General features: G+C 69.1%; 17 protein-coding genes and 2 pseudogenes. 11 read left to right on the top strand and 8 right to left on the bottom strand.

Translation table 11 applies throughout. The features are described from left to right. Positions 1–234 precede the first annotated feature (234 nt). The 4 genes from ACOQPP_RS18250 to ACOQPP_RS18235 all read left to right on the top strand — a co-directional run bounded on the left by ACOQPP_RS18250 (position 235) and on the right by ACOQPP_RS18235 (position 4,949). Entirely contained in the window at positions 235–1,899 is a 1,665-nt protein-coding gene (locus ACOQPP_RS18250) for a hypothetical protein (RefSeq protein ID WP_419167354.1), read from the top strand. Positions 1,900–1,963: 64 nt separating this feature from the next. Further along, entirely contained in the window at positions 1,964–2,866 is a 903-nt protein-coding gene (locus ACOQPP_RS18245; RefSeq protein WP_420637120.1) for a hypothetical protein, read from the top strand. Positions 2,867–3,052: 186 nt separating this feature from the next. Next, entirely contained in the window at positions 3,053–4,078 is a 1,026-nt protein-coding gene (locus ACOQPP_RS18240) for a hypothetical protein (protein WP_419167356.1), read from the top strand. 166 nt (positions 4,079–4,244) lie between these two features. Next, positions 4,245–4,949: a hypothetical protein gene (locus ACOQPP_RS18235; protein ID WP_419167357.1), complete on the top strand. Its 705-nt coding sequence runs from the start codon at positions 4,245–4,247 to the stop codon at positions 4,947–4,949. An 82-nt stretch (positions 4,950–5,031) separates the two neighbouring features. On the opposite strand, the gene ACOQPP_RS18230 is transcribed toward ACOQPP_RS18235, so the two are convergent. Both ACOQPP_RS18230 and ACOQPP_RS18225 read right to left on the bottom strand, forming a co-directional pair. After that, entirely contained in the window at positions 5,032–5,796 is a 765-nt protein-coding gene (locus tag ACOQPP_RS18230; protein WP_419167358.1) for a prepilin peptidase, read from the bottom strand. Then, positions 5,793–6,560, bottom strand: a complete 768-nt coding sequence (locus ACOQPP_RS18225) for a TrmH family RNA methyltransferase (RefSeq protein ID WP_419167359.1) — start codon at positions 6,558–6,560, stop codon at positions 5,793–5,795. Before ACOQPP_RS18225 ends, ACOQPP_RS18230 begins: the two co-directional genes overlap by 4 nt. 87 nt (positions 6,561–6,647) lie before the next feature. Between ACOQPP_RS18225 and thiD the strand changes: the two genes are divergently transcribed. Beyond that, on the top strand, positions 6,648–7,445 hold the full coding sequence (gene thiD, locus ACOQPP_RS18220; RefSeq protein ID WP_419167360.1) for a bifunctional hydroxymethylpyrimidine kinase/phosphomethylpyrimidine kinase: 798 nt from the start codon (positions 6,648–6,650) through the stop codon (positions 7,443–7,445). Positions 7,446–7,452: 7 nt separating this feature from the next. Here thiD and ACOQPP_RS18215 read toward each other — a convergent pair whose 3' ends face one another. Both ACOQPP_RS18215 and deoC read right to left on the bottom strand, forming a co-directional pair. Further along, the gene (locus tag ACOQPP_RS18215) at positions 7,453–9,858 is read right to left on the bottom strand and encodes an aldehyde dehydrogenase family protein (protein WP_419167361.1); all 2,406 of its coding nucleotides are present in this window, start codon (positions 9,856–9,858) and stop codon (positions 7,453–7,455) included. A gap of 40 nt (positions 9,859–9,898) precedes the next feature. Next, positions 9,899–10,850 (bottom strand): annotated as a pseudogene (gene deoC, locus ACOQPP_RS18210) (deoxyribose-phosphate aldolase). Positions 10,851–11,166: 316 nt separating this feature from the next. Here deoC and ACOQPP_RS18205 point away from each other — a divergent pair. After that, positions 11,167–11,463, top strand: a complete 297-nt coding sequence (locus ACOQPP_RS18205) for a HigA family addiction module antitoxin (RefSeq protein ID WP_419167362.1) — start codon at positions 11,167–11,169, stop codon at positions 11,461–11,463. 172 nt (positions 11,464–11,635) lie between these two features. Beyond that, positions 11,636–13,765, top strand: a complete 2,130-nt coding sequence (gene katG, locus ACOQPP_RS18200; RefSeq protein ID WP_419167363.1) for a catalase/peroxidase HPI — start codon at positions 11,636–11,638, stop codon at positions 13,763–13,765. Between the two features lie 241 nt (positions 13,766–14,006). On the opposite strand, the gene ACOQPP_RS18195 is transcribed toward katG, so the two are convergent. Continuing rightward, positions 14,007–14,936, bottom strand: coding sequence for a hypothetical protein (locus tag ACOQPP_RS18195; RefSeq protein ID WP_419167364.1), 930 nt, complete (start codon positions 14,934–14,936; stop codon positions 14,007–14,009). Between the two features lie 132 nt (positions 14,937–15,068). Between ACOQPP_RS18195 and ACOQPP_RS18190 the strand changes: the two are divergent. Beyond that, a pseudogene (locus tag ACOQPP_RS18190) lies at positions 15,069–15,341 on the top strand (IS1380 family transposase); the annotation flags it as partial. Between the two features lie 207 nt (positions 15,342–15,548). On the opposite strand, the gene ACOQPP_RS18185 reads toward ACOQPP_RS18190, so the two are convergent. Continuing rightward, on the bottom strand, positions 15,549–16,112 hold the full coding sequence (locus tag ACOQPP_RS18185; RefSeq protein WP_419167365.1) for a hypothetical protein: 564 nt from the start codon (positions 16,110–16,112) through the stop codon (positions 15,549–15,551). Between the two features lie 665 nt (positions 16,113–16,777). Between ACOQPP_RS18185 and ACOQPP_RS18180 the strand changes: the two genes are divergently transcribed. After that, on the top strand, positions 16,778–17,938 hold the full coding sequence (locus ACOQPP_RS18180; protein WP_420637119.1) for an IS30 family transposase: 1,161 nt from the start codon (positions 16,778–16,780) through the stop codon (positions 17,936–17,938). Between the two features lie 29 nt (positions 17,939–17,967). Beyond that, positions 17,968–19,320, top strand: coding sequence for a transposase (locus ACOQPP_RS18175; RefSeq protein ID WP_420637118.1), 1,353 nt, complete (start codon positions 17,968–17,970; stop codon positions 19,318–19,320). A gap of 424 nt (positions 19,321–19,744) precedes the next feature. Here the strand turns inward: ACOQPP_RS18175 and ACOQPP_RS18170 are convergent, their stop codons facing one another. Further along, positions 19,745–20,611 carry a purine-nucleoside phosphorylase gene (locus tag ACOQPP_RS18170; RefSeq protein ID WP_420637117.1) on the bottom strand — a complete coding sequence of 289 codons (867 nt, stop codon included), beginning with the start codon at positions 20,609–20,611 and terminating at the stop codon, positions 19,745–19,747. Next, the gene (locus ACOQPP_RS18165) at positions 20,608–22,050 is read right to left on the bottom strand and encodes a NupC/NupG family nucleoside CNT transporter (protein ID WP_419167368.1); all 1,443 of its coding nucleotides are present in this window, start codon (positions 22,048–22,050) and stop codon (positions 20,608–20,610) included. The genes ACOQPP_RS18170 and ACOQPP_RS18165 overlap by 4 nt, the downstream gene beginning before the upstream one ends. Positions 22,051–22,363: 313 nt before the next feature. Between ACOQPP_RS18165 and dnaK the strand changes: the two genes are divergently transcribed. After that, positions 22,364–24,313: a molecular chaperone DnaK gene (dnaK, locus tag ACOQPP_RS18160; protein ID WP_419167369.1), complete on the top strand. Its 1,950-nt coding sequence runs from the start codon at positions 22,364–22,366 to the stop codon at positions 24,311–24,313. The last annotated feature ends 212 nt before the right edge of the window (positions 24,314–24,525 follow it).

The raw sequence follows: 24,525 nt of genomic DNA, 5'->3' as shown, positions 1-24,525 counted from the left end.
CCCTTCTGCCCGGGAGGATGGATGTTCAGGTGGCCGCGCGCTGGTCTCTCCTCGTCGTTTCGCCGTCGTCCCTCCCGACTTTCAGTGCCACGAGAAGCGCCTCCGCGTTTCAGGCTGCGGATCGGGCAGGCATTCCTTGTGGCGGGAGCATCGGGGGCAGGACTCCTGGGGTGCTCCGACTTTTTTTGGGAGCCCGCCCCCACCGGTGGGGATGCGTCGGCCCGGGCACCGGTCGTGTCGCAGGCCGGGCTCAGCGCCGATGTGGACAGTCTGCCGTCGTGGCAGACGGTCATCCAGGGGATCGGCGGGCCGGGGTGCGAGTTCTACTTCGGGACCGCCACGGGAAGCTACGTCTCCCGGAAGTACGTGCTGGAGTTCAGCCCCGAGGCGAAGGGTGACACCGACGAGGTGTGGGGCCAGCAATACAAGGTGCTGGTTACCGTGAGCCGGCCCAAGTCCGACGGTGGCAAGGAGGTGCTTCCCGAGCGGGTGGCCGTTCTGGCCGTTTGCCTGCTCCCCGGGACCGAGCGCGCGAGTCAGGAGGCGACCGGGAGCGTGAAGGCGATTCTCAAGGACGTGGGGATTCCGCTGCCCGACAAGGTGTGGGCCTCGGCGCGACCGTCGGGGGGCGGACCGTGGGCTGAGCTCTGGAGGCTGGCGTCGGGCTGGGCCGCGCCCCGATCATTGCTCGCGGCGCAGCGCGAGGGCTGCTACGACCCCGAACCCGAAACGGAGTGCGAACCTGCCCAGATGAAGGAGATCCTCGTGACGACGGGACGGACGTGCCCGGTCGGGTTGGACTATGATGTATTTGAAGACGACTGCGTGCTAAACTTCGTCGGCGAGGGCACGGAATGGGGGACCCTTATCCCTCCCCGGAATCCGGGCACGGGCCGCATCGGTCTCGGCGGGACCAACCCCAAGGGCGGCGACGACGGCGACGAGGGATCCAGGGTCGCGGCGTTCCGATTGAACTGCTCGTCACCGAGCCGTGGCTCGACCGGAGGTTGCCGCGTTACGACGACCGACACGGCCGTGACGCTTGCCGACCTTACCTATGCCTGGCGGACCGGAGCGGGCGTGTCGCGCCCCATAGGGGGCCGAACGGACTACACCAGGTGGGAGGGAAGAGCCACGAGCACGCTCAGCATGACGGTCAGCATCTCGGGACCGGAAGTCGCCGACACGACGATGACCGGGATCGTCGAGGTGACTGCACGCACCTCGTCGGTGGTGTCGCTGAGTTCCTCAGTCTCGTATACGGGTACCTGGACGGACGGCACGTTCGGCATGTACGAACCCCCCACACACACGTCGGCGCTCACCGACGACGCCGTCTTTGACGGTAGCGGTCCGTGGGCCGGCCAGCATGGCGTGGGCAGCCTGACGATTCCGGCCACGATCGTAGTCCACAACGACCTGGACCCGCAGGACCGTGGATACCCGGGCGCGAACCTGCTCCCCGCAAACCAGCATTGCCATGCCACTGCCCTGCCCGCCCGCGCGAACCTCGTCACGGTGAACACGAATTGCGGTTCGGGGCCGAACCTGACAGCGTTCGAGAGGGATTTGATCGGGCACGAGAATGACCACCAAGACGCCATCGCCGCCTGCCTTAGCGCCCAGGCGGCGAGAGGGGACCAAGCGGACATGGAGACCCTCGTAAGCGGCGACCGGCAGACGTTGAAACAGGACTTGGAGCGTGCATGGCGCACGTATTATAGGGACAAGGTCTTGGGCTCCACTGGCGGCGCCGTTGCGGGCTTCACCAGCCAGCTCGTGTGGGATTATTGGGACTATACGCCGGGCGTAACCCCCACGCAGCGCGGCGGCCGCGGGACAACCTGGGTGTACCTCACGCTCCCCATCCAAGGGCACCGTGCGGGTCCCTGCCGGTAGTCCGAAGTCTCCGCAGTGCACTTCGGCGCCGGCGACCAGCGGACCATTCGGAGGAGGAGGGCACATGGCTACGGGATCGATTTGGAGAGTATTGGCGGCGGTCGCGTGGACCGGGCTTCTCGCGCCGGAAGCGTTACCGGCGCAGGAGCGGGAGCCCGGGGAGCGGGGGCGGGCGTGGGCGCCGGGGCTCGTGCTGGACGAGGGAGGAGGCTGGCGGGTGCCGACCACGGACGAGGCGCTGCGGGCGCTACGCGGCGATTGGAGCCTGCTGAACGATCCGGACCCGGACAACTCGCCCGCCGTCGCGTTGCTGAGGGAGGAGCACGGTCCCCGCACGCAGGCGGAGCAGGAGGCGCTGGTGGACGCCCTCGCCGACATTCTGCTGATCGACGCGGAGTACTCGTCCGACCAGTACCTGGTCCGATCCAAGGCCTACGCCACGCTGTCGACGGCGCAGCGCCACGCATCCTACCTGCGGGGCACGCCCTACCCGGAGGCGTTCGACGCGCTGGTGCGCGTTTACGATACGCGCGCGGCCCGGCTGCTGGCCGGCGGCGGGGACGATCCGTTCCGCGAGGCTTATCGCACGGGCCCCGCGCTCGCCGCTTCCGGACTGGTTGGGGCCCTCATCAGTGTTTACTCGGCTGACCCCGAGGGGCGGGGCCGGGACTACGTGCGCGCCCTGTTCGAGGCGAGCGAGCCGCTTCCGCCCCCAGTGTGCCGCCGGGGGTTGGTCCCGTTGGTCATGGGCCCGGATGGGGAGATCACGGCTAGCTCCAAGGAGGGGCATGAGGCGTGGCTCGCGCTGCCGGAGTGCCCGAAACCCTACAACCCGTCCGTGTGGTGCGAGGCGGGACGGTTCCTCATGTACGAGCCCGGAGCCACCCGCCCCCGCAGGCCCGACGACGTCGCCGATCCGCCCGATCCCGAGGTGTTCAAGGAGCTCTGTTATCCTGGGATCATGTAAGATGCGGCTTGGTTGCGGGCCCAGACCCTATTGGGGACCAGCGCCCCGTCACGCGCCTTAGCTGGCTGCATCTTCGCCTCCAGATCCGGGACGCCGGAGAGAGACCCGGAATCTTACGACGGATTGGCCATCGGAATCCGGAGGCGCAGATACCAATCGAAGAGGGTGTCCCCGAATAGGAATGCCATGATCGCGCCGAGGGCGAGGAAGGTCCCGAAGGGCACGGGCTTCCCCATCGGTCTCGGCGGGACCAACCCCAAGGGCGGCGACGACGGCGACGAGGGATCCAGGGTGGTGGCGTTCAACTTGAACTGCAACTCACCGCCGCGTGGCTCAACCGGGGGTTGCTACGTGACGACGACCGACACCGCCGTGACGCTCTCCGACCTCAACTACGCCTGGGTGACGGGAGCGGGCGTGGCGCGCCCCGCCGATACCGAAGAGGACTTCACCAGTTGGGAGGGAACGGCCACGAGCACGATCAGCATGACCGTCAGCATCTCGGGACCGGAAGTCGCCGACACGACGATGACCGGGATCGTCGAGGTGGGGGCAGGGATGTGGGCCTTTCCTGCTGCAGGTACCATTCCTGTGTACGCTACTCCGCACACAGAATCTTGGGCAAGTGACGAATGGGGGCGGTTCGCCGTCAACATCCCGGGGCTGGTTGCGGGCTCGGGAACGGGACCGTGGCAGGGCACGCGCTACATCTCCTGGCCGGCGGAGACCATAGTCGCGCAGTTCTACATACATCCGGATCTTAAGCCGACCAACCCGGAACGACCCTGGGCTTATGAGACTACTGGCGTCGTGACGGCGCACGAACTCCGGCAGCATTGCGGGAACCACGCGCAACTGGGCGATCCGGCCACGGTTTACGAGGTGAACGAGGAATGTGGCACCGGGACGGCCCGTTCGTCGTTCCATGATCCCGTTAAGCAGCACGAGGAGCAGCACGCATCGAGGTATGAGAGCTGCCGGGCCTCCCAGAATATTCGAGACAAGTTGGAAAGGCTCGAAGGGTTACTCGAAACCGCCACGGAGCAAGCTAGAATGCTCTTGACCGAAGTGGAGAGAGCTATGCGCGAAGGGATGGATTTCAACGTGTCTGAGGCGACCGCAGCCGCGCCGTTCTGGCACTACCGATGGGCGGGAGGCTGGGTGCTCGACAGACCGACGGCTCTGGGCCACACCGGGACGGCGTGCCCGTGACGGGTCCGGCGCGAGGGATTCTCTGCAGTAGACGAGGAGCTGAGGCATGAGGCGAGATGCGATGTTGGTTGTGGCAGTGCTCCAAAGCGCCTTGGCGCCGTGGCCCGCTGCGGCACAGGCGCGAGATGGGGACGCCAGGCCTCAGTCATGGGCCCAGCGGTGGGCCATGGTTCTGGACGAGGGCGGAGAGCTGCGCATCCCGACGCCGGAGACCGCGCTCCGACAGCTCGTCGAACGCCGCGATCCGGAGGCTTCCCCCGCCGCGCCGGTCGCGGCCGTGCTTACGCAGCTTTTCGAGCCCCGGCCCCAAGCCGAGCTGGACGCGCTCGCGCAGTCGCTGGTCCGCCTGGCGGCGGACACGGGATACCCTTTTGGGGTTCGGTTCGATGCGCGTTCTGCGTTGATTCGGGCAGTCGTGCCGGAGGAGGGGGTCCCATACGAGCCCGCGTTCGACCTTCTCGTGGGGTTGTACGAGAGGCACATGGTCGGCTTGGCAGGGGACGAGACGAACGATCCGATCGCCGCCATCTACACCCGCTCCCAAGCAGCGGACTTTGACGAATCCATGCCCAGCGGACCGCGCGCCAGCTCAGACCTATACGCGATCTATCTGGCGGATCCCGAGGGCCGGGGCCTGGATTACCTCCTCGCCGCAATGGAGGCAGCCGGCCCGCCGGCATCCCGGGAGGCCGGGAAGGCATCGACCTGGTGCGTGGTCAACGACATCATCTACGGTGAAGCCAAGTTTGACGGGGCCTCGACGGACGCGGCGCTGCGGACGCTGCCGGTGGACTCCGCCACCTACCATGACCTGTGTGGCCTCATGGGCAGCATTCCCCGCGGCTACCCCCCGCGTCGGCCTGGCCGATGAGCGAGTAGACCAGCCGGCCGAGCAGGTGTGCGGGGAAGAGAGCGCCCAAGCAAGGGACACAGGTGTTCCGCGCGCGACCGTCTCAAGGTGTCGACAGGCGCAGATACCAATCGAAGAGAACGCCGCCGAACAGGAATGCCACCGCCGCGCCGAGCGCGAGGAAGGTCCCGAAGGGCACGGGCTTTCCCGTCCTGAGTGAGACGGGACCGAAGGCGAGGGACCCGGCGAGGGACCCCAGGAAGATCGTGAGGAGTGCGCCGCCGGGGCCGAGGAACGCCCCCACCATCGCCATCATCTTCACGTCGCCGCCTCCGAGCGCCGGCTTCCGGAACGCCTTCTCGCCCAGCCACGCCACGACGTAGAGAAGTCCGAACCCGAGCACCGCGCCCGCGATCGCCCCGAGCGGCGGCGTCGACCCCGGAAGCGCCGAGAGGGCGAGGCCCGCGGCGCACCCGCCGAGCGAGAGGGGATCGGGGATCACGTAGTGGCGCGCGTCGATGACCGCGATCGCGAGGAGGAGCGTGAACAGGACCGCACCCGTCAGGGCGGTGACGGATGTGCCGTACATCCAGACCATGCCACCCCAGGCGAGGGCCGTTGCAAGTTCGATCGCGGGGTAGCGCCAGGAGATGCGGCCGCCGCAGTCGCGACAGCGCGCCCGCAGCAGGATCCAGGAGAGGACGGGGAGGTTGTCGCGCCAGCGGATCGTCGCGTGGCACGCCGGGCAACGGCTGCCTGGGCGCAGGACGCTGTCCCCGGCGGGCATGCGCGCGATGCACACATTGAGGAAAGAGCCGGCCACCGCGCCGAGCAGTGCGGCCACGCCCGTGGTCACGGCTTCAGTCAATCGGGCGTCCGCCTCAGCATGCGATCGAGCAGGATGGCGCCCGCCGAGGCCACGTTCAGCGATTCCACACCCCGGGCGAGCGGCAGGGAGACGACGCGGTGGGCGGCGGCGAGGAGGGGAGCCGAGACGCCGCGCGCCTCGCTCCCCAGCGCGAGAGCAACCGACCCGGACGGTGGACGCTCGAGCGGCGGGGCGCCTGCCGCGGCGACCCAGATCGGGATCCCGCGCCCGGCCAGCCGCTCCACGGCATCCCGGGTGTCCGTCCGGAAGACGGGGCCGCGGAACGACGCTCCCGCCGAGGCCCGCAGCGCCTTCGGCCCCCAGGGATCGGCGGCCTCCCCGACGCCGATCACGGCGGCGGCCCCGAGCGCGAGCGCGGTGCGCACGAGAGTGCCGACATTGCCCGGATCCTGCACGCCGTCGAGAAGCACGATCGCGCCGCCGCCAACGTCATCCCAGCTGTACGCCGGCACCTCGCCGATCGCGAGAATGGGCTGGGGCGTGGCGGCATCGGCCAGCGTCCGGATGATCGCTTCGGGCACCGCTTCCGTACGTACACCCCGCGTCACCGCGTGCGCGAGCAGCACCTCCAGTGCCGGTTCGCCGCCCGCCGCATCGGCGTGCAGCACCGCAACCGTGCGGCCCGGCCACTCGAGCATCTCGCCGACGAGCCGCCGCCCCTCCGCCAGGAAACACCCGGTTTCCCGGCGTCCCTTTCCGCGGTGCAGCGACCGCCAGGCCTTAATCTCCGCGCGCGTCGGCATACCCTTATTTTACGGCGAGGCACAACGCAGTGTCATCGCGCCGGCGGAACCGGCGCACCGGAGCGAACCAAGCGGAGCGGATACGTGATGCCGAAGAAGCCAGCGCGGGCCACCGCACTCACGATCGCGGGGAGCGACTCGGGGGGCGGAGCCGGGATCCAGGCCGATCTCAAGACCTTCCACACCTTCGGCGTGTTCGGGACGAGTGCGGTGACTGCCGTGACCGCGCAGAACACGATCGGGGTTCAGGCGGTACAGGCGCTCGACCCGCCGATCGTACGGCGCCAGATCGAATCGGTGCGGGCGGATCTGCCACCGGCGGCCGCGAAGACGGGGATGCTCGCCAACGCGGACATCGTGCGGGCCGTCGTCGCTGGCCTGCACGGTTTCGAAGCACCGCTGGTCGTCGACCCGGTGATGGTGGCCACGAGCGGCGACCGGCTCCTCTACCCGGCCGCCGTCGATGCCATCCTGGAAGAACTCCTGCCCCTCGCCGCTCTCGTCACGCCCAACCTGCCCGAGGCCGAGATCCTCGCGGGACAACCCGTCAGGACCGAAGCCGACATGTCCGCGGCGGCCGCGGCCATCCTCGCGCGGGGAGCGGGCGCCGTGCTGGTCAAGGGCGGGCACCTGGCGGGTGATGAGGTGGTGGACCTGTTCCGGAACGGAGAAGGCAAGCGGGTGTGGCGGACCCCCCGCGTTCCGACGACGGAAACCCACGGAACCGGCTGCACGCTCTCGGCCGCGATCACGGCGGGGCTGGCCTCGGGAATCGCGCTCGAGCCGGCGATCGAGCGGGGACTCGCCTTCACGCACGCCGCCATCGCCCAGGCGCCGGGTCTCGGCTCCGGCCGCGGCCCCCTCGATCACTGGGCCGATCCGTAGACGACTCCTATTCTCCGTAAGGGACCCAGATGTTCTTGATCTGCGAGGCGTAACGGAGGAACTCGCGCCCTTCGGCCCCGGCCCCGAACCAGTCCCGACCCCGACCCGCGCTCACCCACGTGCGCTTGAGGTTGGAGGCCGAACGCCGCTCCACATCGGCGGCCCCGTCCGGCGTCCCGAAATACCACATCCCGTCCACCGCGTCGTGGGCGGCGAGGGTCGGCCGCAGTTCCTCCTCGAGACCCGTGAGGATGTTGATGACGCCTCCCGGCACATCCGAAGTCTCCAACACCTGGTAGAAGTCGGTGGCCAGCAGGGGCCAGCGCTCCGAGGCGACGGCGACGACGGAGTTCCCCAGCGAGACGGGCGGAATCACGGCGGAGATGAAACCGAGGAGGGCGGGCTCCGGCGGGCAGACGACCGCCATCACGCCCAGAGGCTCGGGCATCGCGAGGGTCACGTTGCGGAAGGGCGTACGGTGGACCGCGCCGTCCCACTTGTCCGCCCACGCAGCATAGCTGAACAGGCGCCGCACCGACGCCTCGACCTCGCGCCGCGCCGCTTCCGCGTCGCAGCCGGTGAGCGCGCGCAGCCGATCCTCGAACGCCGCCCGGCGGGCATCGAGGTTTTCGCCCGCGTAGTAGAGGATCTGTGCCCGAAGGTGGGCCGTCGTGCGCGCCCACTCCGTAGCGAGCGCCGCCTCCACCGCGTTACGGGCGTCCTTCCGGTTCCCGCGGGCCACTTCCCCCGCGGCGCGCCCCCGATGGTCGAGGACCTTCAGGCTGTACCCGCCGTCGGGCCGGGCCTGCCGGCCCCCGATGTAGAGTTTGGCCGTCCGGTCGACCGCAGCCGACGGCGCGCGGCGGGGGGCCCCCTCGTCCGAGTCCCCCTCATCGCCGCCACCCAGCGACACCGGGTCGTCCCCGGGGCCCGACTCCACGGGCTCCGGACGCTGGCGGACGTATTCCCGGAGCCCCTCCCGACCGCCCTCGCGGCCGAACCCGCTCTCGCGGTAGCCGCCGAACCCCGACGCGGCGTCGAATACGTTCGTGCAGTTGATCCACACCGTCCCGGCCTTGATCTGCGAGGCGATGTCGAGGGCGAGGTTCACGTTCTCGGTCCAGACGCTCGCCGCGAGGCCGTAGCGCGTGTTGTTTGCGAGCGCGACGGCCTCCGCGGGCGTCCGGAACGTCATCTGCACCACGACGGGACCGAAGATTTCGACCTGGGCGATGCGCGCCGCGGGCGACACGTCGGTGCAGAGGGTCGGCGGGTAGAACCATCCGTCCCGGGGGACGCTCCAGGACGGCTGCCAGATCGTGGCGCCCTCTTCCCGCCCCTCTTCCACCAGCGACTCGATCTTCTGCAACTGGACGGGCGCGATGATCGCCCCGATGTCGACGCCCTTGTCGAGCGGATCGCCCATGCGGAGCGTCTCCATGCGGGCGCGCAGGCGGTCGGCGAGCGCGTCGGCGATCCCCTCGTGCGCGAGGATGCGCGAGCCTGCGCAGCACACCTGGCCCTGGTTGAACCAGATCGCGTCCACCACGCCCTCGACCACGCTGTCGAGATCCGCGTCGTCGAACACGACGAACGGCGACTTCCCTCCCAGCTCGAGCGAGATCTTCTTGCCGGTCCCCGCCGTTGTCTCCCGGATGATGCGCCCGACCTCGGTCGAGCCCGTGAAGGCGACCTTGTCCACGTCCGGGTGTTCAACGATGGCGGCGCCCGTCCGGCCGTCGCCGGTCACGATGTTCACGACCCCCGGAGGCAGGTCGATCTCCTCGCAGAGTTCGGCGAAGCGGAGCGCGGTCAGCGAGGTGAACTCGGCCGGCTTGAGGACGACGGTGTTCCCGGTCGCGAGGGCGGGGGCGATCTTCCACGCCAGCATGAGGAGCGGGAAGTTCCAGGGGATGATCTGGCCCGCGACCCCCAGCGGCTCGTAGCCGGCCAGTTCCGACTCCATGAGCTGGGCCCAGCCCGCGTGATGGTAGAAGTGTCGCGCCACGAGCGGGATGTCGATGTCCCGTGACTCGCGGATGGGTTTCCCGTTGTCGAGCGTCTCGAGCGTGGCGAAGAGCCGGGAGTGCTTCTGCAGGTGGCGGGCGATCGCGTACAGATAGCGCGCCCGCCCGTGTCCCCCGAGCTCCTCCCACGCACTCTGCGCGGCCCGCGCCGCCGCCACCGCGCGGTCGACATCGGCGGGGCCGCCCCGGGCGACCTCCCCCAGTTGCTCCTCGTTGCTCGGATCGAGGGTCGCGAAGAACTCCCTCTCCGCGGGCTCGCACCAGGTCCCGCCGATGTAGTGGCCGAAGCGGGGACCCCGTTCGGAGATCCACGCCCACGCCTCGTCCGCGGCCTCCGGGGCGGGACCGTACTCCATCGTCTCGAACAGTTCCGCGATCTTCGGCATTCCCCTCAACCCTCTCTCAACCCGACCCTCACCGCCGGTCTCATCCCAGCGGGTGCCGGTGGTACGCGGAGTAGCGCCCCGTCACCTGATGCTCCAGCTGGCGTTCGATGTCCGCGAGCAGCGAACTCGCGCCGAAGCGGAACAGCGACCGGTCGAGCCATGCTCCACCCAGTTCTTCCTTCACGAGAATCAGCCACTCCAGCGCCTGCCTGGCCTTCCCTACGCCGCCGGCCGGCTTCAGGCCCACATGGAAGCCGGAAAGCTGCCGGTAGGCCCGGATCGCCCGCGCCATCACGAGTCCGACCGGGAGCGTCGCGTTGACCTTCTCCTTGCCGGTCGAGGTCTTGATGAAGTCGGCCCCGGCCATCATGCAGGTCCAGCTCGCGCGGGCGACGTTGCGCAGGCTGCCGAGTTCGCCGGTGGCCATGATCGTCTTCAGGTGCGCCCCGCCACACGCTTCGCGGAAGACGCGGACCTCGTCGTACAGCGCCTCCCAGTCGCCCGTGAGCGCGTGGCGGCGGGTGATGACGATGTCGATCTCGCGCGCCCCGGCCTCGACGGCCTCGTGGATCTCCTCGACGCGCTGCTTGAACGGCGTGAGCCCCGCAGGGAAGCCGGCGGCGACCGCGCACACCGGGATGTCGTCGCCCGCGAGCGCTTCCACGACGGCCGGGCACCATCGTCGGGTAGACGCAGATGGAGGCCACGCGCAGGCCGAGATCTTCAGCCCCCAGCGCGCGCAGCAGGTCGGGACGCACGGGCTGGCGGGCCTTCGCGGCGAGGCGAGCCACCCGCCCCGGGGTGTCGTCGCCGGAGAGCGTCGTGAGGTCGATCATCGTCACGGCGCGCAGGAGCCAGGCGGCCTGCCACTCCTTCTTAATGCTGCGGCGCTTCCCCAGCGTCGCGGCCCGGCGTTCGATCGCGCTCCGGTTGGCGGCCTGCGCCCGGATCAGATCGAGGTCGAGCGGCACCCCCGCGTTGCGCCCGCGCATGGGGACCACGTCGGCATCCGTCCCGGGCCGGAGTCGACGGGAGTACGAAGGGGCCCCGTCCGGCGGGATCCCGCGTGTCGGCGCACTGGTCATGAATCGTCCATGGTTTTCCGATGATCGCTGGAGGACGAGCGTCGGCAGAATATCGTACGGACGTCGAGCCCAAGCGAATACACACCCTGGACAAATTGCCTAGTGTCGCTAGACACTTTACACTACGGTCGATGATACGGAGCTTCCGGCATCGTGGGCTGAAGCGCTTCCATGAACGCGACGACCGCAGCCTCGATTGCCACTGGATGAACGGAGAACCACGATGCCGATGAAGAGCCCGCCGAACCCCGGCAAGGCGGTTCGCGTATCCTGCCTCGAACCCCTCGGCCTCAGCGTGACGGAAGGCGCGCGAGTGCTCGGCGTGAGCCGGCAGGCGCTCTCCAACCTCGTGAACGGCCACGCGCGCATCTCGACGGACATGGCGGTGCGGCTCGCGAAGGCCTTCGGCTCCACGACGGGAACCTGGATTCGACTTCAGGCCGCCTTCGACGTGGCCCGGGCCCGGGCGCGGGAGGACCAGATCGAGGTCGAGCGCTACGAGGCGCCGACGGCTCCTTGACGTTCGGCCGCCTGCGGGCCGAAGCTGTGGCCGGCGCACCCCGAGCGTTCCGGGGTAGTCTCAAGCAGACGCCCTTGCACGCGGCCGGGCGCTGCCTTATTCCGCAGCCTCCAGCCTGCGCCCCGCTACCGTGACGGATCACGACCTGACGATTGACCATCCGGAGAACCCCATGACGACGAACGAGACCTGGTGGCCGAACCAGCTGAGCCTGAAGGCTCTTCGGCAGAACTCTCCCGCCTCGGACCCGATGGGCGGGGACTTCGACTACGCCGAGGCGTTCAGGAACGTCGACGTTGCCGAGTTGAAGAAGGATGTCGAGCGCGTGATGACGACCTCCCGGGACTGGTGGCCGGCGGACTACGGCCACTACGGGCCGCTCTTCATCCGCATGACGTGGCACGCCGCGGGCACCTACCGCATCACCGACGGCCGGGGCGGAGGCGGCTCGGGCCACCAGCGCTTCGCGCCGCTCAACAGCTGGCCCGACAACGGGAACCTGGACAAGGCGCGTCGCCTGCTGTGGCCGGTCAAGCAGAAGTACGGCCGCAGCCTCTCGTGGGCCGACCTCATCATCTTCGCCGGCAACTGCGCCCTGGAGTCGATGGGGTTCAGGACGTTCGGGTTCGGCTTCGGCCGCCCCGACGTGTGGGAGGCGGACGAGACGGACTGGGGGTCCGAGACCGAGTGGCTCGGGGACGAGCGCCACGACGATGACGGGGAACTCGAGGAAGGACTCGGCGCCGACCACATGGGTCTGATCTACGTGAACCCCGAGGGACCGGGCGGGAACCCCGACCCCGCAGCGGCCGCGAAGTTCATTCGCACCACCTTCGCCCGCATGGCGATGAACGACGAGGAGACGGTCGCGCTCATCGCCGGCGGCCACACCTTCGGCAAGGCGCACGGCGCCGGCCCAGAATCGCACGTCGGTCCCGAACCGGAGGGCGCCGGCCTGGAGGAACAGGGCTTCGGCTGGCAGAGCAGCCACGGCAGCGGCAAGGCCGGCGACACGATCACCAGCGGCCTGGAGGGTGCCTGGACCACCGAACCCACCCGGTGGGACAACAATTTCATGGAGAACCTGCACGACCACGAATGGGAGCTGACGAAGAGCCCCGCCGGCAAATCGCAGTACACCCCGGTCAACGCATCCGAGGTCGCCGCCGTGCCGGATGCGCACGATCCGTCCAGGAAGCACGCCCCCATGATGCTCACGACGGATCTCTCGCTGCGCGTGGACCCGGCCTACGCCCCGATCGCCAAGCGTTTCCTCGAGAATCCGGCGGACCTCGAAGAGGCCTTCGCCAAGGCGTGGTTCAAGCTGCTTCACCGCGACATGGGGCCGCGCAGCCGGTATCTCGGACCGCTGGTCCCCGCGGAGCCGCAGTTGTGGCAGGATCCCGTGCCCGATGTCGACCACGAGTCGATCGATGAGCAGGAGATCGCGGACCTCAAGGCCAGGGTTCTCGCCTCCGGCCTGTCCGTCTCCCGGCTGATCTCGACCGCCTGGGCGTCGGCGTCGTCGTTCCGAGGCACCGACAAGCGCGGCGGCGCGAACGGAGCCCGCGTCCGCCTCTCGCCGCAGAAGGACTGGGAAGCGAACGACCCGGCCGAACTGGCGGAGGCGCTCCAGACGCTGGAGGAGATCCAGGCGGCGTTCAACAGCGCGCAGACCGGCGGCCAACGGGTCTCGCTCGCCGACCTCATCGTCCTCGCCGGGTGTGCGGCCATCGAGCAGGCGGCACGCGATGCCGGGCACGACGTGCATGTCCCCTTCGCACCCGGGCGCACGGACGCGCCGGAGGAGTGGACGGACGCGGCATCGTTCGCCGTACTCGAACCCATCGCCGACGGTTTCCGGAACTATGTGAAGGACGGAAACAACGCCTCAGCGGCGGAGCAGTTGGTGGAACGGGCCTGCCTGCTCACGCTGACCGCGCCCGAGATGACGGCGCTGGTGGGCGGCATGCGCGTTCTGAACGCGAATACCGGTCAGTCCTCACACGGCGTGTTCACGGACCGGCCGGGAGCGTTGACGAACGACTTCTTCGTGAACCTTCTCGACATGAGCACCGAGTGGCGGGCGTCCTCAACCGATGGCGCCTTCGAGGGCCGAGACGCGGCCTCCGGCGACGTCAGGTGGACCGCCACCGAGGCGGACCTGGTGTTCGGTTCGAACTCGGAACTCCGAGCCCTCGCCGAAGTCTACGCCTGCGACGACGGCCAAGAGGCGTTCGTGCACGACTTCGTCGCAGCCTGGACCAAGGCGATGAACCTCGACCGCTACGACCTCGACTGAGCGCAACCCCAGGACAGCCGACCAAGGCGTGTCTCGCTCCGTAGCGACGACCCTGTCCGCCCCTGCCCCCGGGCGGATAGGGGTCTACCGCGCTATGCGTTGCTACGCCCGGTCGCGTCACGGGCTCCCACTCGTCGGCTTGCCTACTGCGGGGTCAGCCGCGCCGGAGAGGTCGTACCAGTCCACGCGGCGCTCCGGTATGACGCCGCCGGCATCCCGCACGACGAGAACCGCGAGCGTGTTACCGAGGACATCCATCCCCACGACCTTGTCGGCCACCCTGCAGCGTCAGCGCGTACTCGGGGCCGTCATCGGTGAGGCGAAACATGTCGATGTAGCTGAGGCGGGGGATCACATCGGACCCCGCGTTCCAATGCGACGCCGCCCAAAACCGCCGCCGGTCGTCCACGACCCTCGGCCCGTACCGCACCTTCGGTCTGGCCCGAATCTCCTCCTCGTCGGGAGCCCAAGGCGCCGACCCCAGCGTCCGTAGCTCCGACGCCACGTCCTCCTCGGTCGGGTATCGCTCAACATACGTGGCGGACCGCACGATCACGGCGGGCTCCTCCGCGTCCCGATCCGCGTACCAGACCAGGAACTCGCCGTGGCAGGCCACGAACAGAGAATCGCCACTTCCATCCCCGTATGCGGACAGGAGCCGGCTGATCCTCCACAAAGGTGTCGAGCAGCTCACGACATCCCCTTCGTACGGGAACACCCCCTCCCACTCGACGCGACCCGTCGCAACATCGATCTCCGCCTGCACGCCAGGCTGGTCGCCGTCTGGGTCGAGCCTCCGATACCAACCAAGCACCGTCCCGTCCATCACCTCGGGGCGGCTGGCAAAGAACTGGCCGGGAAGCGCTCCCGTGGAAGCGAGGAACTCCCCTGACGCGGAGAACATCGAGAGGCGGTTCAGTCGCGAATCGAGTACCCCAATCGTACCCGACGCGCCGCGGAGTACGAACGTCGGAAACTCGAACTCGCCCGGCCCTTCGCCCTCAGCACCGAACTCGACGGACTCCCCGCCGGGATAGATGCAGGTGACGCGGTGCCGGTACGAATCGATGACGCATGCCGCCCCGCCGGCCAAGAGAGTGAGTTCACCGGATACGCTCGGCGGTGACGGCGCGGAGGCGAGCGGATCGAGCTTGTTCGCTGAGCCGCCCAAGGCGAGCCTTCTCTCCAGAGTGCTTCAATCCATGTCGTTACCTCCATGGACCGCCCTGGCCGCTACCAGCCGGAGCGACAGATGCTGGGTGGGATTCGCACCCACCAGGAAAGCGCGCCTTTCCACGGCGCACTGAGCAACTGGGCCTACATGGTGATGGCGGCCCTGGCGTGGAACCTCAAGAGCTTCTTCGCCATGATGATGCACCTCAAGGCCGACCGCCGGAAGTACATCGCCATAGAGTTCGGGCGCTTCGTCCGCGAGATGATCCTCGTGCCCTGCCAAGTCATCCGCCGGGCGCGGCGGACCACGCTCAGGATCATCGGCTGGCAACCCACCACCGACCGGCTGTTCAGCGCTTGGCGCACCATCGAGCGGACCGCGTTCCAGACCGGCTTCGGCTGACGCCGCCCCCGGCTCTCCCGCTCGTCCCACGCCTCCACCCGAATCCCCGGGACCGGTGTCTCCCGGCGCCAAATCACGCCCCCCAAAGCCCCGACCGCCGAGCCAAGAACCCCGCATCCCCGCCCCGGCACCACCCGGAAACGGCTTTCCGGCACACTCTTCGGCCCATAATCCGCGACCCACAGTCATAGTGACGCCTCGGGAGCCCTACTCGTTTGTTTTAGGCCTAGTAGCAAACCGCTCCGGCGAAAAACAGCCTCCCCCTTCTGACATTTGACGACGCCGGAATGCGGAGACGTACTCCATGCTAAGTATCCCGCCGCCGCTCAAGGCCCGCCCAGGCATGTGTACTGCAGAACCCATCATCACGCTGAATCGCACGGAGCGTACGTACTCCCCTTGCCGACCAAAGAACGACAGTCGGCTCAGGCCGCGATCCGCCACCCACATTGTGTCGGACACCCAGCCCATCGCGACCGGACGCCGAAACTCGCCGGGCCCCTCACCCTCGCCCCCCATGGTCTTCAACCACTCTCCTGAACGGTCGAAGTGATGCACACCGAACGCGGGTGGGTCCAGCACGTAGATGTGACTTGAATCAGCCAACACCAGCCACGGGTCCGTCAAATGCGGGCCGTCGCCGACGGCAGCCCGAAGCTCAACTTCCTTTCGCAATGCAATGAGGGGGCCGGTGGGCGGATCGAAGCGACCGACATCCTGGTTGGCGACCAAGGCGTCGGCCTTGGTCGCGACCGCTACGACGACCGCCACTCCGGCCCAAACCCACCGGGCATTGGGGGAGGTCCAAGCCCTCCGGCCGCATGCGCGCACTCGAGCGACAAACCCGACCGGACGGTGCTTCGCCTGAGGCTTACGAGCTTGGACCCCCCCCCGCGTGAACGCAACTCCTGTCGTCAAAGTAGTCCGCCTCAGAGCGCCAGCGTGAGACCTACGTCGACCTCGGCATGAGACACATCGCTGTACGCTACTGTGCTGTGCCCGCGGAGCAGCACTCCGTCACAGGTTCGGCGAGTTTCGCTAGAATCGGGAACACCCCCCTGGACGACATATTCGCTGCTGCCGCTTAGCTCGACCGTGCCGTCTTCCGAGATGTCCAGCATCATCAGCGCTTGACATTCCATTCCGCCGAGGTCGCACCAGTAGTCCCAAGCCCACCTGTCCCTCAGGTGGTCCCAATATCGCGTCGAGCCACTGGAACAGGATGTCATCCCGGATCCTGCGATCGTCGGCGCGGGGCTGGCCCGGAGAGGGTGGCCGCGGCCGGGGACGGGATAGTGGAAACATAGTGCCGGACTATGGAAAAGCACCGCCCGGGGCCCTACGTTCAAGGGGACTTGAGCAGAGTTCACCCCGGCGGTCTCAACCGGTCAACGCAACATCTTGGCAGCGGCTGTTCAACTGCCGGGAGGTATGCGATGCGCCAACGGGAGAAGTACGGGAGGCTGAGCGAAGCGGACCGGCTTGAGATCGGGGACCGGATCAAGAACGGGCAAACACACGCCGAGATCGCCGCGGCGGTCGGGTGTTCGACCAAGTCGATCCAACGGCTATTGATACGCACCGGCGGACTGGCGCCCCGGGGTCGAAATCGTTCGCCGCACCACCTTACGGTTGCCGAGCGAGAGGAGATCTCCCGGGGCCTGACGGCGGGAGACTCGTACCGGGCGATCGCCGGGCGTCTGGGCAGAGCGCCCTCAACGATCTCGCGCGAAGTCGCCGCCAATGGCTCGAGAGAGCGATACCGGGCCTGGAGGGCGGAGCGACGGGCTGCCGGGAAGGCACGGCGCCCAAAGGTGGCGAAGCTCGCCCGGCGCCCCCGGTTGCGACGGAAGGTGGAACGCCTGCTCGCCGAGCGCCGGTCTCCACAGCAGATTGCCCATCGCCTTCGGCTCGATCACCCCTCGGATCCCGAGATGCGCGTGTCTCACGAGACGATCTATCAGTCGCTGTACGTGCAGACCCGAGGCGCACTCAAGAAGGAACTCACGGCCTGCCTGCGCACCGGCCGGACGCGACGACGATCCCCGAGGCACAGGCCCGGAGAGGGGCGGCTGAAGGACATGGTCTCCATCTCCGAGCGGCCCGCCGAGGCCGCGGACCGGGCCGTACCGGGCCACTGGGAAGGGGACCTGATCCTGGGCAAGCTGGGACGCTCCGCGATCGGAGTCCTCGTCGAGCGCCGCAGCCGCTACGTGTTCCTTTTGCACCTTCCCGGCGGGCGGACCGCTCCGCATGTGCGCCGCGCGCTGGTCGAGCGGATGGTCACGCTGCCGGACCAGCTCAGGCGCTCGCTCACCTGGGACCAGGGCAAGGAGATGGCCCAGCATGTGCGCTTCAGCATCGAGAGCGGCGTGTCGGTCTACTTCTGCGATCCGAGGAGCCCCTGGCAGCGCGGGACCAGCGAGAACACCAACGGCCTGCTCCGCCAATACTTCCCCAAGGGCACCGATCTCTCCGCCCACTCACAGCCTGACCTCGATGCCGTCGCCCGGCAGCTCAATGGCCGCCCTCGACAAACCCTCGACTGGCTGAAACCATGTGAGGTCTTCGCCAGGACCGTTGCGTTGACCGCTTGAGACCGCCCCCCGGAACGGAGGACACCCGAATGGTGCGTGGCAACGACTATACCGGACCGCGCCCGCACGTGCAAGGATCGGCGGCCGCGCTGAGGGTCCGCGGGGGCGGCGGGCGGATCACCGACGCGGGCGGCCTCGTCGTGGTTCGGAAGCTGTGGGACGCGCTGGGGCTGGGCGGCTGGATCGACGCCCGGGCGGGGGAGGTCCCCGGCCGCTACCGGCCGTCGCTGATGGTCGAGTCGTGGGTGGTGCTGCTCCTGTACGGCGGCGGGGCGATGGACGACCTGCCGCTTCTGGAGCGGCGGGGCGTGCGCCGCATCTTCGGCTGGGCGCGGGTGCCGCACCCGGCCACGTTCGGGCGCTGGCCGCGGTGCTCGGCCGCGGTGATGTCCCCCCTGCTCGACGATCTGCTGTGGCGGATGGTGCGGCGGCGCTGGGAGCTGGCCGGCGGGGCGCCCCGGTCGGCGACGATCGTGATGGACTCGACGGTCGCGGTGCGCTACGGGCTGAAGCGGGCGGGGGCGGAGCGGGGCTACAACCCGAAGAAGCCGGGCCGTCCCTCGCACCACCCGCTTCCGGCCCACGTCCTGGAGACGGGCGACTGCCTCGGGGTGCGCTGGCGGCCGGGGGGCGCGCACACGGCCCGGGGGGCGGAGGCGTGGCTGGCCGGGCTGGTGGCCCGCCTGAGGGGGGCGGGGGTGCGGCGGATCGCCGTGCGGCTGGACAAGGGGTTCTTCTCCAAGTCCATCGCGCGGCGCATGGAGGCGCTCGGCGTGTCCTATCTGCTCAAGGTGCCGCGGCACGCCTGGCTCGGCGGCTTCCGGGGCGTCTGGGAGACCGCCGCCGCGGACGAGGCGGAGGGCCGGGAGCTGAGGACCGCCTCCGGCGAGCTGTGGGGGACCAGGCTTCTCTCGGTCGAGAGGCGGAGACGGGTCGGGCCGGACGAGGGAGAACTCGATCTCGCGGCGTGGGAGACCACGATGAGCGCCGACGTTCCGGCCAACATCGGGAGCATCGGCCCCGTCGAGGCGTGGCGCGCCTACAACGCGGGCGCGGTCGTCGAGCAGCGGATCGGCGAGCTGGGCCAGCTCTCGGCCGGCCGCACCGCGGTGGACGACCTCGGCGGCAACGCCCTCCCGTGGGGCCTCGCCGCGCTCGCCTACCAGCTTCTTCACGTCCTGCGCGCGAACTGCCTCGGCGGCCGCTGGCGCGCCGTGCAGCCGCGCGGCATCCGGCTGCGCCTGCTGCGCGCCCCCGCCAGGATCACCTCCCACGCCCGCCGAACCTCGCTCCGGTTCGCGCGCGCCGAACCGGCCCTCGGCCTCCTGCGGCGGGCGCTCCGAACCATCGCGACGGGGCTCGCGCCGCCCGCGCCCGCCTGACCGGTCCCGGCCCCGGCCTTCCGAAGGCGCCGCGCGGCGGCGCCCCCTCCCCGTGTCTCCGCGAGCCGTTCGGAACCCCTCCCGAGCCCCGCCGGCCCCCCACCGAGGCCCGGTCCGGCCCCGAAAACGCCACCGCCCGCGCCAAGTCGCCACAACCGCCGGTCATAATCGCCCTCAGGCCGCCCGACTATGCGCCAACGCAGGATCCGGGTTGATACAAATCCACTACTTTTTGAACGTAGTTGATCGTCAAGCGACTCGGCTAACGGTTCCACCGGCTTCTACCGACACTCCCGTTTCGGGCCTCGCCTACAAGGGCGAGCCTCGCCCGGACCTCAGCCCGCTCCAGCACGTGACGCGCTATGGGCCCGTCCGGAGGCTTCGATGCATCTCCGAACCTTGACCGGCGTTCGCGAGCGCCACGTCACGGCACATCGAAGAGGCCGTACCGAAACTTCGAGATCGACTCCGCGACGAGGCGCTGGAAGCCGGCCTGGGCGAGCTTCGTCGTTTCGAGGACTTCCTCGTGGTTGAGGGGCTCGTCGAGGACTCCCGCCGCGTAGTTCGTGAGGCAGGAGACCGCGACGCAGCGGATACCGAGCGCCCGCGCGGTGATCACCTCGGGGACCGTCGACATGCCCACGGCGTCGGCGCCCAGCGTCCGCAGCATGCGGATCTCGGCCGGCGTCTCGAAGGCGGGGCCGTGCATCGCCGCGTAGACGCCCTCGTGCAGCGTCTGGCCCAGTTCGGCCGCGGACCCGCGCACGATCGTCCGCAGGTCCCGGTCGTAGGCGAAGGTCAGGTCCGGGAATCGGTTCTCCGCCCCCACCACGGGCCCGATGAGCGGGCTCGTTCCGGTGAGGTTCAGGTGGTCGGAGACCAGCATCAGCTCGCCGGGGTGCCATCCCGCCCGGATCGCGCCGGCCGCGTTGGAGAGGAAGAGGTTCGGGATACCGAGCACCGCCGCGACCCGCACGTAGAAGGCGACCCGCCCCGGCGCCCCGCCCTCGTAGAGATGCACCCGCCCGCTGAGGCCGAGCACGGGTCGGCCGCCAAGGGTCCCGATGAGCGCGTGGCCGGCGTGGCCGATCACCGTGGGACGCGGCCAGCCGGGCAACTCCTCGTACGGCGCCCGCACCGGATCCTCGATCTCCGCGCCGAGGCCGCCGAGCCCGGAACCCATCGCGATCGCAACCGCAGGCGTCTCGCCGCCGAGCCGGGTTTCAATTCGCGTCCGCAGCGCGGCCGCCGCCGCCTCGACCTGCGCCTGGATCTCGCCGGGTCCGGTCACGCGAGGACTCCGGCCAGCGTCGCGGTCATCCACGTCGCGGCCGTGCCTCCGAGCATGGCCCGCAGGCCGAGCTTCGAGAGATCCGCGCGGCGCGCGGGGGCGATGCCGCCGATGCCGCCGATCTGGATCGCGATCGAACTGAAGTTCGCGAACCCGGTGAGCGCGTACGTGCAGATGATGAGCGACTTGTTGGAGAGCTGAAGGTCGCCGGCGAGGCCCGCCCCGAGGTTGGTGAAGGCGAGGAACTCGTTGGCGACCATCTTCACCCCGAACAGCGTCCCGACCTCGACCGCGTCGGCCCACGGCACGCCGATCATCCACGCCACCGGGGCGAAGACCCAGCCGAAGATCCGTTCGAGCGTAATCCCCTCCACCCCGAACAGGCCCGTCACCCAGCCGAGAAGACCGTTGCCCAGCGCGATGAGGGCGAGGAAGGCAAGCAGCATCGCCCCCACGTTGAGGGCGAGCTTGAGCCCGTCCCCCGCCCCGCCGGCCGCCGCGTCGATCACGTTCGCGTGCGTCTTCGGGAGTTCGATCTCGAGCGTGCCCCGGGTCACGGGTTCATCCGTCTCGGGCATGAGCATCTTGCTCACCACGATCCCGGCCGGCGCGGCCATGATGCTCGCCGCAAGCAGGTGGCCCGCGATGTCCGGGAACACCCCCACGAGCATCGCCACGTACGCGGCCAGCGCCCCGCCCGCCACGGTCGCGAAGCCCCCCGTCATCACCGTGTTGAGTTCCGACTTCGTCATCCGGTCCACGAAGGGGCGGATGAGGAGCGGCGCCTCCGTCTGGCCGACGAAGATGTTGCCGGCGGCGGAGGTCGTCTCGGCGCCGCTCGTCCCCAGCGTGCGCTGCATCGCCCACGCGACGCGCCGCACGACGCGCTGCATGAACCCGAGGTGGTAGGCGAGCGCCATGAGGGACGAGAAGAAGATGATCGTGGGGAGGACGCTGAAGGCGAAGGTCGCCCCGATGTTCACGAGGCCGACCCCACCGCCCTCGACCGGCGTCGCGGCGTCCACGAGCGACCCGAAGAGGAAGCGGGAACCGGCGTTCGTGTATCCGATGAGCGCCACGAACACGTCGTTGACCGCGCTGAAGAACCCCCGCCCGATCCCCGTCTTGAGGACGAGGAGGGCGAATACCATCTGGAGCCCGAGCCCCTTCGCGACCAGCGGCCAGCGGATCGACCTGCGGTGCGCCGAACAGGCCCATACGGTCGCGAGCAGGAAGGCGATGCCGAGCAGCCCCCGCACCAGGCGCGAGAGGAAGGGTTCGTCGATCGTCCCCCCGACCCCTTCGAGGCCCTGGGCGGCCAGAAACTCCGGGAGCCCCGCCAGACAGAGGCAGAGCGCGACGCCGACCGGGAGGCCCCGAAGCAGCCCGCGCCCCACCGCGGCGGGGACGGCTTGGGGTTCGTGGCGATGCACGGGCATCGGCGCCCTCCGCGGCTGACGGTTGGGGATGACGGGACCCGGGGAACATATCCCGCGACGTTCGACGCGCCACGGCCCTCGGAGAGCTGCCAATCTGGCGTACTGTGCCGCCCTGGAGCGCGTGACGGTGCCATTTTGTCGTGACGGTCGGCCGTTTCGGATCCCGCTGCCGATCCACGGCGGGCACGGAGCTTGCGATCCCTTCCCCCCGTTCGGCGCGCCCGGCCGGAGGTCGGCACGCGGCCCGCTGGATTCAACCGGACGCGAAACAGCGGATCAGGGATAACTCGAGCGACAACCCAGAGGACAAACCATGGGCAAGATCATCGGCATCGATCTCGGGACGACGAACTCGGTCGTCGCCGTGATGGAAGGTGGAGACCCCGTCGTCATCCCGAGCGCGGAGGGCGCGCGTACGACGCCCTCGGTGGTCGCCTTCACGAAGGAGGGGGAGCGCCTCGTGGGGCAGGTCGCCAAGCGGCAGGCCGTCACGAACCCTCGCAACACGGTCGCCTCGATCAAGCGCTTCATGGGCCGCAAGCGGTCCGAAGTCGGCGAGGAGATGAAGCTCATCACGTACGACATTCAGGGCGACAGCCAGGACCGCGTGCAGGTCGGCATCCCGCACGCGAGCCGGACTTTCACCCCGCCCGAACTCTCGGCCATGGTCCTCCAGAAGATGAAGCAGACGGCCGAGGACTACCTGGGGCAGGAAGTCACGGAGGCCGTGATCACGGTCCCCGCCTACTTCAACGACGCGCAGCGGCAGGCGACGAAGGACGCGGGCCGGGTCTCCGGTCTCAAGGTCCGGCGCATCATCAACGAGCCGACCGCGGCGGCGCTCGCGTACGGCCTGGACAAGAAGTCGGACGAGAAGATCGCCGTGTTCGACCTCGGCGGCGGCACCTACGACATCTCGATCCTCGAACTCGGCGACGGCGTGTTCGAGGTGAAGGCCACGAACGGGGACACGCACCTGGGTGGGGACGACTTCGACCAGCGCCTCATCAACTGGCTCGTGGATGAGTTCCGGAAGGACCAGGGGATCGATCTGTCGGCGGACCCGATGGCGCTGCAGCGGCTCAAGGAAGCGGCCGAGAAGGCGAAGATCGAGCTCAGCTCGACGATGCAGACCGACATCAACCTGCCCTTCATCACGGCGGACCAGACGGGGCCCAAGCACCTCAACCTCGCGCTCACGCGGGCGAAGTTCGAGCAGCTCGTGGACGACCTCATCCAGCGCACGATCCCGCCGATGGAGAAGGCGCTCGCCGACGCGGGACTCTCGGTGGACGAGATCGACGAGGTCATCCTGGTCGGCGGTTCGACGCGGATCCCGAAGATCCAGGAGGTCGTCAAGGACTTCTTCAAGCAGGACCCCCACAAGGGCGTGAACCCGGATGAGGTCGTGGGCATCGGCGCCGCGATCCAGGGCGGCGTCCTCGGCGGCGACGTGAAGGACGTCCTGCTCCTCGACGTCACGCCGCTCTCGCTCGGGATCGAGACTCTGGGCGGGGTCATGACCTCGCTCATCGAGCGCAACACCACGATTCCGACCAAGAAGTCGGAGATCTTCTCGACCGCGGAGGACAACCAGAACACCGTGGACATCCACGTGCTCCAGGGCGAACGGAAGATGGCGCTGGACAACAAGACGATCGGACGCTTTCAGCTCACGGGCATCCCGCCCGCGCCGCGGGGCGTGCCGCAGATCGAGGTCACCTTCGACATCGACGCGAACGGCATCCTCCACGTGAGCGCCCAGGACAAGGCGACCGGGAAGGAGCAGAAGATCCGCATCGAGGCCTCTTCGGGGCTCTCCGACGCCGAGATCGACCGCATGGTGCGAGACGCCGAGTCCCACGCCGCGGAGGACCAGGAGCGGCGCGAGTCCGTCGAGGCGCGGAACCGGCTCGATTCGCTCGTCTACCAGACCGAGAAAAACCTCGAGGACTGGAAGGAGTCGATCGGCGACGAGGACAGGACCGCGATCGAGACGACGCTGGAGCGGGGCCGCGCCGCGCTCAAGCAGGACGATCACGACGAAGTGGTGGCGGCCACGACGGCGATCCAGGAGGCGGTCGGGGCGGCCGCCCAGAAGATGTACGCCGCGGCCGGGATGGGAGAGGGCTCCGGACCGGGCGACATGCCGGGCGCGGACGCCGACGGCGCGGATCCCGGAGTCGAGGTCGAGGACGCCGGCGAGGAAGAGGTCGTGGAGGCGGACTACGAGATCGTCGAGGATTCGGAGGACGAGAAGTAGCGCCGCCCCGAGCGACCCTTCCGGGCGCGACCGGGGGCGGCCCCTCCGCGGGCAACCCCGGGTCGCGCCCGTTCATCCTATGCCCCGCCGTCCCCCCGGTGACCCGCGCCGACCGGCCGCGGTCCTTGGAGGGAGACGGATTGGAACGCTACAATGCCTGTTGGTCGACATAGGGCCCGGGCGCGCGGACGCGGCCGGGCCGGGAGGGGAAA

This window comes from Candidatus Palauibacter sp., assembly GCF_965222475.1.
Taxonomy (GTDB): Bacteria; Gemmatimonadota; Gemmatimonadetes; order Palauibacterales; family Palauibacteraceae; genus Palauibacter.
This window is presented reverse-complemented; position numbering and strand designations above follow the sequence as displayed.

What these genes read in the sequence shown, in the direction of transcription:
- ACOQPP_RS18215 (WP_419167361.1), bottom strand. Translation starts at nt 9,858, where the DNA reads ATGCCGAAGATCGCGGAACTGTTCGAGACGATGGAGTACGGTCCCGCC.
- katG (WP_419167363.1), top strand. Translation starts at nt 11,636, where the DNA reads ATGACGACGAACGAGACCTGGTGGCCGAACCAGCTGAGCCTGAAGGCT.
- dnaK (WP_419167369.1), top strand. Translation starts at nt 22,364, where the DNA reads ATGGGCAAGATCATCGGCATCGATCTCGGGACGACGAACTCGGTCGTC.
- ACOQPP_RS18165 (WP_419167368.1), bottom strand. Translation starts at nt 22,050, where the DNA reads ATGCCCGTGCATCGCCACGAACCCCAAGCCGTCCCCGCCGCGGTGGGG.
- ACOQPP_RS18225 (WP_419167359.1), bottom strand. Translation starts at nt 6,560, where the DNA reads ATGCCGACGCGCGCGGAGATTAAGGCCTGGCGGTCGCTGCACCGCGGA.
- ACOQPP_RS18235 (WP_419167357.1), top strand. Translation starts at nt 4,245, where the DNA reads ATGGTTCTGGACGAGGGCGGAGAGCTGCGCATCCCGACGCCGGAGACC.
- ACOQPP_RS18245 (WP_420637120.1), top strand. Translation starts at nt 1,964, where the DNA reads ATGGCTACGGGATCGATTTGGAGAGTATTGGCGGCGGTCGCGTGGACC.
- ACOQPP_RS18180 (WP_420637119.1), top strand. Translation starts at nt 16,778, where the DNA reads ATGCGCCAACGGGAGAAGTACGGGAGGCTGAGCGAAGCGGACCGGCTT.
- ACOQPP_RS18205 (WP_419167362.1), top strand. Translation starts at nt 11,167, where the DNA reads ATGCCGATGAAGAGCCCGCCGAACCCCGGCAAGGCGGTTCGCGTATCC.
- thiD (WP_419167360.1), top strand. Translation starts at nt 6,648, where the DNA reads ATGCCGAAGAAGCCAGCGCGGGCCACCGCACTCACGATCGCGGGGAGC.
- ACOQPP_RS18240 (WP_419167356.1), top strand. Translation starts at nt 3,053, where the DNA reads ATGATCGCGCCGAGGGCGAGGAAGGTCCCGAAGGGCACGGGCTTCCCC.
- ACOQPP_RS18175 (WP_420637118.1), top strand. Translation starts at nt 17,968, where the DNA reads ATGGTGCGTGGCAACGACTATACCGGACCGCGCCCGCACGTGCAAGGA.